Source organism: Solirhodobacter sp. (assembly GCF_964715405.1).
Genome location: NZ_CBAICG010000083.1, coordinates 1 through 5272 on the forward strand (window position 1 = coordinate 1; position 5272 = coordinate 5272).

The 5272-nt window shown below is 63.1% G+C and carries 6 protein-coding genes; 2 read left to right on the forward strand and 4 right to left on the reverse strand.

The annotated features are described in order from the left end of the window. Both AC11WY_RS19000 and AC11WY_RS19005 read right to left on the reverse strand, forming a co-directional pair. Positions 1 to 290: adenosylhomocysteinase (locus AC11WY_RS19000; protein WP_482928401.1), on the reverse strand; the 290-nt coding region annotated here is incomplete at its 3' end. A 99-nt stretch (positions 291 to 389) separates the two neighbouring features. Beyond that, complete coding sequence (locus AC11WY_RS19005) at positions 390 to 776, reverse strand: MarR family EPS-associated transcriptional regulator (RefSeq protein WP_482928403.1); 387 nt, start codon at positions 774 to 776, stop codon at positions 390 to 392. Positions 777 to 1122: 346 nt separating this feature from the next. On the opposite strand from AC11WY_RS19005, the gene AC11WY_RS19010 reads away from it, so the two are divergent. Next, the gene (locus AC11WY_RS19010; protein WP_482928405.1) at positions 1123 to 2115 is read left to right on the forward strand and encodes a hypothetical protein; all 993 of its coding nucleotides are present in this window, start codon (positions 1123 to 1125) and stop codon (positions 2113 to 2115) included. 81 nt (positions 2116 to 2196) lie between these two features. Then, the gene (locus AC11WY_RS19015; RefSeq protein ID WP_482928407.1) at positions 2197 to 3099 is read left to right on the forward strand and encodes a hypothetical protein; all 903 of its coding nucleotides are present in this window, start codon (positions 2197 to 2199) and stop codon (positions 3097 to 3099) included. A gap of 85 nt (positions 3100 to 3184) precedes the next feature. Here AC11WY_RS19015 and nusG read toward each other — a convergent pair whose 3' ends face one another. Together nusG and AC11WY_RS19025 are read right to left on the reverse strand one after the other, a co-directional pair. Continuing rightward, on the reverse strand, positions 3185 to 3697 hold the full coding sequence (gene nusG, locus AC11WY_RS19020) for a transcription termination/antitermination protein NusG (protein WP_482928409.1): 513 nt from the start codon (positions 3695 to 3697) through the stop codon (positions 3185 to 3187). Continuing rightward, complete coding sequence (locus tag AC11WY_RS19025; RefSeq protein WP_482928411.1) at positions 3681 to 4862, reverse strand: MraY family glycosyltransferase; 1182 nt, start codon at positions 4860 to 4862, stop codon at positions 3681 to 3683. The genes nusG and AC11WY_RS19025 overlap by 17 nt, the downstream gene beginning before the upstream one ends. Positions 4863 to 5272 lie beyond the last annotated feature (410 nt).

A 5272-nucleotide genomic window follows, 5' to 3' on the forward strand; every position in this document is an offset into this window, starting at 1 on the left:
AACACCGGGGTGCCGGTCGCGGCGATCGCGGCGGCGGCGTGGTCCTGGGTCGAGAAGATGTTGCACGAGGCCCAGCGCACATCGGCGCCCAGAACCTTCAGTGTCTCGATCAGCGCGGCGGTCTGGATCGTCATGTGCAACGAGCCCGCGATGCGCGCCCCACGCAGCGGCTTCGAGGTGCCAAACTCCTCGCGCAGCGCCATCAGCCCCGGCATCTCGGTTTCCGCAATGTCCAGTTCCTTGCGCCCAAAAGCCGCAAGCGCGATGTCCTTGACGATGTAATCGGCCATTTGAATTCTCTCAGTTGTTCGGCGACGCATTGTGACGTGCGGATGTGCCACGCGATGGCATGGCGCACAGGTGAATTCGGGGGCGGACTGGCAAGGCGTCTAGTCCGGATTTCCATCCGCACCCCGCGCCATGAAAAGGTCCGCCCCCTCCGCCGCCCCGCCCTGCTCGGCGATCAGGGTTTCGATCTCGGCCGTCAGTCGTTCGTATTCGTCCAGCTTCCGGCGCAGGAAGTCGGCCGTCAGGTTGGCCCGGGCGGCGACGCCCGCGGGGGTCAGGATGTAGGCGTAGCGCAGCTTGTTCCGCGCAGCGCGGAAGTTCTGCAGCTTGACGAAGCCCTTGTCGATCAGTGCGACAAGACAATAGTTGATGCGCCCGACGCTGATGCCGAGCGTCACGGCCAGTTCGCGCTGCGACAGCGTCGGGTCGGCTTCCAGCAGGCGCAGGATGCGGTAGCGGGCGTCGTTGATTTCGGGCGGCTGAATCACAATAGCTACCGCACGGAGCGGGACTCGGATCCCGGTCGCACAAGGACGGTTCGGCAAAGGCGCATCGTCAGCATTCAAGTTTGAACCAGTGCCGCAAAAGTTTTGTGAAATCAACAGACGAATCTGTGGCAGAGGGCCGCGGCGGGCGTCACGGTCGGGTCCGCAGGCGTCGCGATCGGGATAGCCGACGGCGCGGCGGGGGGATGATGCGTCGCAGATGCGGAGCCGGTGCCGCGGTCTTCGCGGCGGGAGAAAGGCTCGCGAGCTTTTGATCGGAATATGGTAGTTGTGATGAAGTCGTGCCCGAGTCGCGGCGGCTCCACGCATTCGATGAAGGGTAGAACCGGTGCACCTGACGATCACCAGACCTCGCCTGCAAATCGGGATCAAGAAGCGCACCTTTGGGGTGAACTTCCTGATCATGGTTCCGATCGTCATTGGAACCTGGTTCTTCTCGCTGTTCATGCTTCAAGTCTACGTGCTGGGCGATCAAGCGCATTACACGCAGTTCTGGTATGATGCCTCGCGCACAAGCCTGAAGCACCTTCCGAAGGTGCAGTTCTTCGATATCAGCAGCGTCGAGCCGATCTTCGGACTCATCATCTGGACCGCCTCACGTATCTTCGAGCGGAATGAATTCATTGCCGCCATGAATGCGGTCTTCATGTGTGCGCTGGCGTTGAACCTGCGCAGGATCAAGGCGCCGTGGTATGTCATCATCCTGATGCTGACCAACTATTACACGCTGGTCGTTCTTGTTCCGGCAGAGCGGCTGAAGTTCGCCTTGCTGGTCTTCCTCGTCGGCCTGCTTTTTCGCGGCTGGCAGCGGGGGCTGCTGATCGTGGCCTCGCCCCTGGTCCATCTTCAGATGATCATCGTGTTCGCCGTGATGGTCGCGGCGCGGGGCGGGGTTGCGATCAAGTCATTGATTACAGGCGGCAAGCTTGACAGATATTCCGCCGTGATCGCGCCGACCTTCCTGATCGCAGCCATGGGCCTGGTGACCTACTTCAGCGCCGAGTTGGCGCACAAGATGGAAAGGTACCAGAAGGACGACATTTTCGGCGTCCTCAAGATCCTCATCCTTTATGCCACAAGCCTGATCTTCCTCAAGGATCGCTGGAGAGTATCGGGTGCCTTCGTGTCCATTGCCGTGTTCGCCTTCGCCCTCGGCCCGGAGCGGACCAACATGGTCGCCTACATGGCGTTCTGCTATTTCTTCATTTCACAAAGGAAGTCGCACAACCTGGTCTTCCTGGCGATCGCGCTCTATTTCGTTGTCCGGTCGTTCTCGTTCGTGTCAGACGTGCTGCAATACGGGGTAGCGATCTATTCCTGACGGGGAGGCGGCGACATGACGTTGCGAACGCGGGCGAGGAGGGGACGGAAACTCCGGCGGTCTGGCGCGCTTGCCGCCGTCGTGTTCGCCGTGCTGTCAGCGGCCTCTTCCGCGGCGCAGGCCAACCCGATGGTCGGCTATTACGGCTACGACCGGGCGTCGTGGTCGCGCGCCGACACCGAGACGTTCGGCACCGTTGTCGTGCACTATCCGATGTGGCTTGAGACGGCGAAGATCGACGCCGACATCCGAGAGCTGGTCGCGGCGGGACATCCCGTCATCATCGACTGCCAGTTCATCGTCACCAAAGACCAACGCAAGGGCCAGGCACCGCTTCAGGACCTGAGCCTCACCGTATCGCAGGGCGCGGCGATGCTCGATCGGCTGAAGGACGTTCCGCTGGCCGGAATTTCGCTGGATGAGGAAAGCGTGCCGGGCGCCGAGCGCGTGGCCTATCTGTCGGCGCTCGCTTCCAGGCTCAAGGCGCAATTCCCCGAGCGCAGGTTTCTTCAGTGGTTCGGGTTCGTCCGGCCTGACGAGGAACTTTCACGCTTTGACATCGCGGCCATCAGCGGCGACGGGTTCATTATCGATCCCTACCTGATGGAGCCAGCGGCCTATGAGCGGCTTGCCACCGCGCTGGCCACCACCGGCAAGCCGGTGATCGCAGTGCTCTGGGCGTCGCCGGGATGGAAGGTCGGCAGCGGGCGCACCATTCCGGATGCGAGTTGGTGGAACGATGCGGCGTGGAAGGTGTTCTACCGTCGGGTCGCCTTCAACCAGACGCACGGGATCGAGTCGATCATGTTCATGGCCTCGATCGCGCATGGCCGGTCGCAACCGCTCTGGGCTGGGGCGCCCTGCGAGCAGAAATTCGTGGCCGATTTCGCGCGGATCACCGTTCCCTACCTGGGCACCCATTCCGTTCCGCTGGCTGTGCCCGACTCGCGCCCGGACTGGATCCCGGCGTTCTGCTCGCCCTAGCGGCATTCGGTGATCCATCGCAGGTCTCGCCGTCCGGGGCCCATCCCGGCGCCAGTGATCTCACCGGCTCTCGCCACTGTGCCGCCTACGCCCGCGCCAGATCATCGAGTTCGACACCCATGCGCGTCGTTCGCCCCATGATCTCGATCAAGATCCAGATCCGCCGGTCGGGCTCGATCCGCGCGATCTCCGTCACGAGATCGGCGAACGGCCCGCGCAAGACCCGCACACGGTCGCCTGGGGCGAGGTCGTCGGGCGCCAGCAGCAAGCCGTTTTCGTTGCAATGGGCCTGCAACTCGTCGATGAAGCCGTTTGGCACCGGGCGCGGCCCGCCATTGCCGAAGCTCACCAGTTTCGTCACGCCCCGCGTGCCGTTGATGGCGCGCCAAGCCGGGCGCGCGGGATCGAAGCGCACGAAGATGTAGCCGGGGAATAGCGGCGCCCAGGGCACCGCCACGCCGCCTGTCGTCTTCTTGTCAGAGACGATCTTGGGCAGGAAGAACTCGAACCCTTGCCGCGTAAGGCCACGGACCGCCATGTGCAGGCAGTTCGGGCGGACCTGAGCGGCATACCAAGGGACGTCAGCGGGAAGTGGCATCGGCCAGAGCAAACTCTCTTTGGGACGCTGTTGCGGGCGCGTTCAATGTCTGCGCGGTAGCGGCACGTTGAGCCAGCGGCTTTTGCGCGGATGATTCGGTGAGCGAAAGCGATGCGCTCGCCCCTTGCGCGGCACGGCTCGCTAGTCCGTAGGCAGCGCGGTAGAGCGCCACGTTGACCACCGTCGCCAGCAGCACCACCGTCGCCTCGCCCCGCGCGACCGACACAGCCATCACCGCCGAGGCAAGCGGCAGCACCCAGAGGATCACACTGCTTGCCGAGTTGCGGAATACCGGTTTGGCGATGCCCGCATAGAGCGATTGGAACGTGAGGCTGTGCAGGTGAAGCCGGTCGGGCTGGCCGACGGCCCCCCCGCCGCGCCGCATCCGGCGAATGACCGAGTAGAGCGTTTCAGAAACCGGGTAGATCAGCACCAGAAGTCCGATCAGCGGCGAAATCTCGGGATTGCGCGCAGGCAGCGCCACCGCCACCGCCGCCAGCAGGAAGCCGATCGAATAGGCCCCCGCGTCCCCCAGGAACAGCTTTCCCATCGGGAAGTTCACCACGAAGAACCCGGCCACCGCGCCAAGGCCGACCAGCGCCACCATCACCAGACGCCCGTCGCCGACGCCAAAGGCGATTGCGGCGAAGGCCCCGAACAGGATCATCGCCGTGCCGGAGGCCAGCCCGTTGCAACCGTCGATGATGTTCACCGCATTGGCCACGCCGCCGACAGCGAAGCCGGTGAAAAGCACCGCGACCAGCGGCAGGCCCAAGACCGCGTCGATGGGCGCGAGCCCGACATGATGGATCGAATAGCCTGACGCCAGTGAGAAAATCACCCCGGCGAGGATCGTCGCCAGAAGGCGCCACTTGACGCCCACAACCTTGGTGATGTCCTCCGCAAGGCCAAAGGCAAAGGCCGGCAACGCGCAGGCGGCCAGCATCCACCACAACCCGCTTGCATGTGTCAGCAGCAGGCCGCCCATGCAGGCGCCGACGACGACGGCGACGCCCCCCACGCGCGGCACGGACCCGGAATGGATCTTCTGTTCTCCGGTCACGCCATCAAGCGTGAACCGACCATGAAGGGATTTCGTCGAAACGAGGATCAGGCTGGCAACGAGGGCGGCAGCAAACGCAAAAACCGGTGCACTGAATATCATGGCAAACACTCTCTCAAGTTTATGCGGGCAATATCCGCAGGATCGAGTCAGCGAAGGGCATGAAATAGCTACCTTTCGACACCGGAGTCCTAACGCGGAATTGTGAAGTTAACAATATGGTACCTGAGTTTGTGCCTCGCGGGCAGCGTGAAGCCGCCGCAGGCCCCGCGTCTGGCCTCGGCTCGCGACGCGGGGCGGCATCGGTCGGCGACATCCAGGGATGTTTGAAGTAAGTCCGGTTAATAATTGATAAAAATGGACAAAAGGCTTATCCCCCTGAGTCCGGCACCCACCACATCTGGTGCTGACGGCCTGCCGGTCATTCGTTCGTTGATTTCAGCTGACGGTGTTCGGATTGGAGGGGGTTTCTGTTGATCTCACGGAGGAGACGCTGTTCGGGCGCCTCTTGC

Bases quoted from the DNA above. Each gene is read 5' to 3' on its own strand.
- AC11WY_RS19025 (WP_482928411.1), bottom strand. From the start codon at position 4,862: ATGATATTCAGTGCACCGGTTTTTGCGTTTGCTGCCGCCCTCGTTGCC.
- nusG (WP_482928409.1), bottom strand. From the start codon at position 3,697: ATGCCACTTCCCGCTGACGTCCCTTGGTATGCCGCTCAGGTCCGCCCG.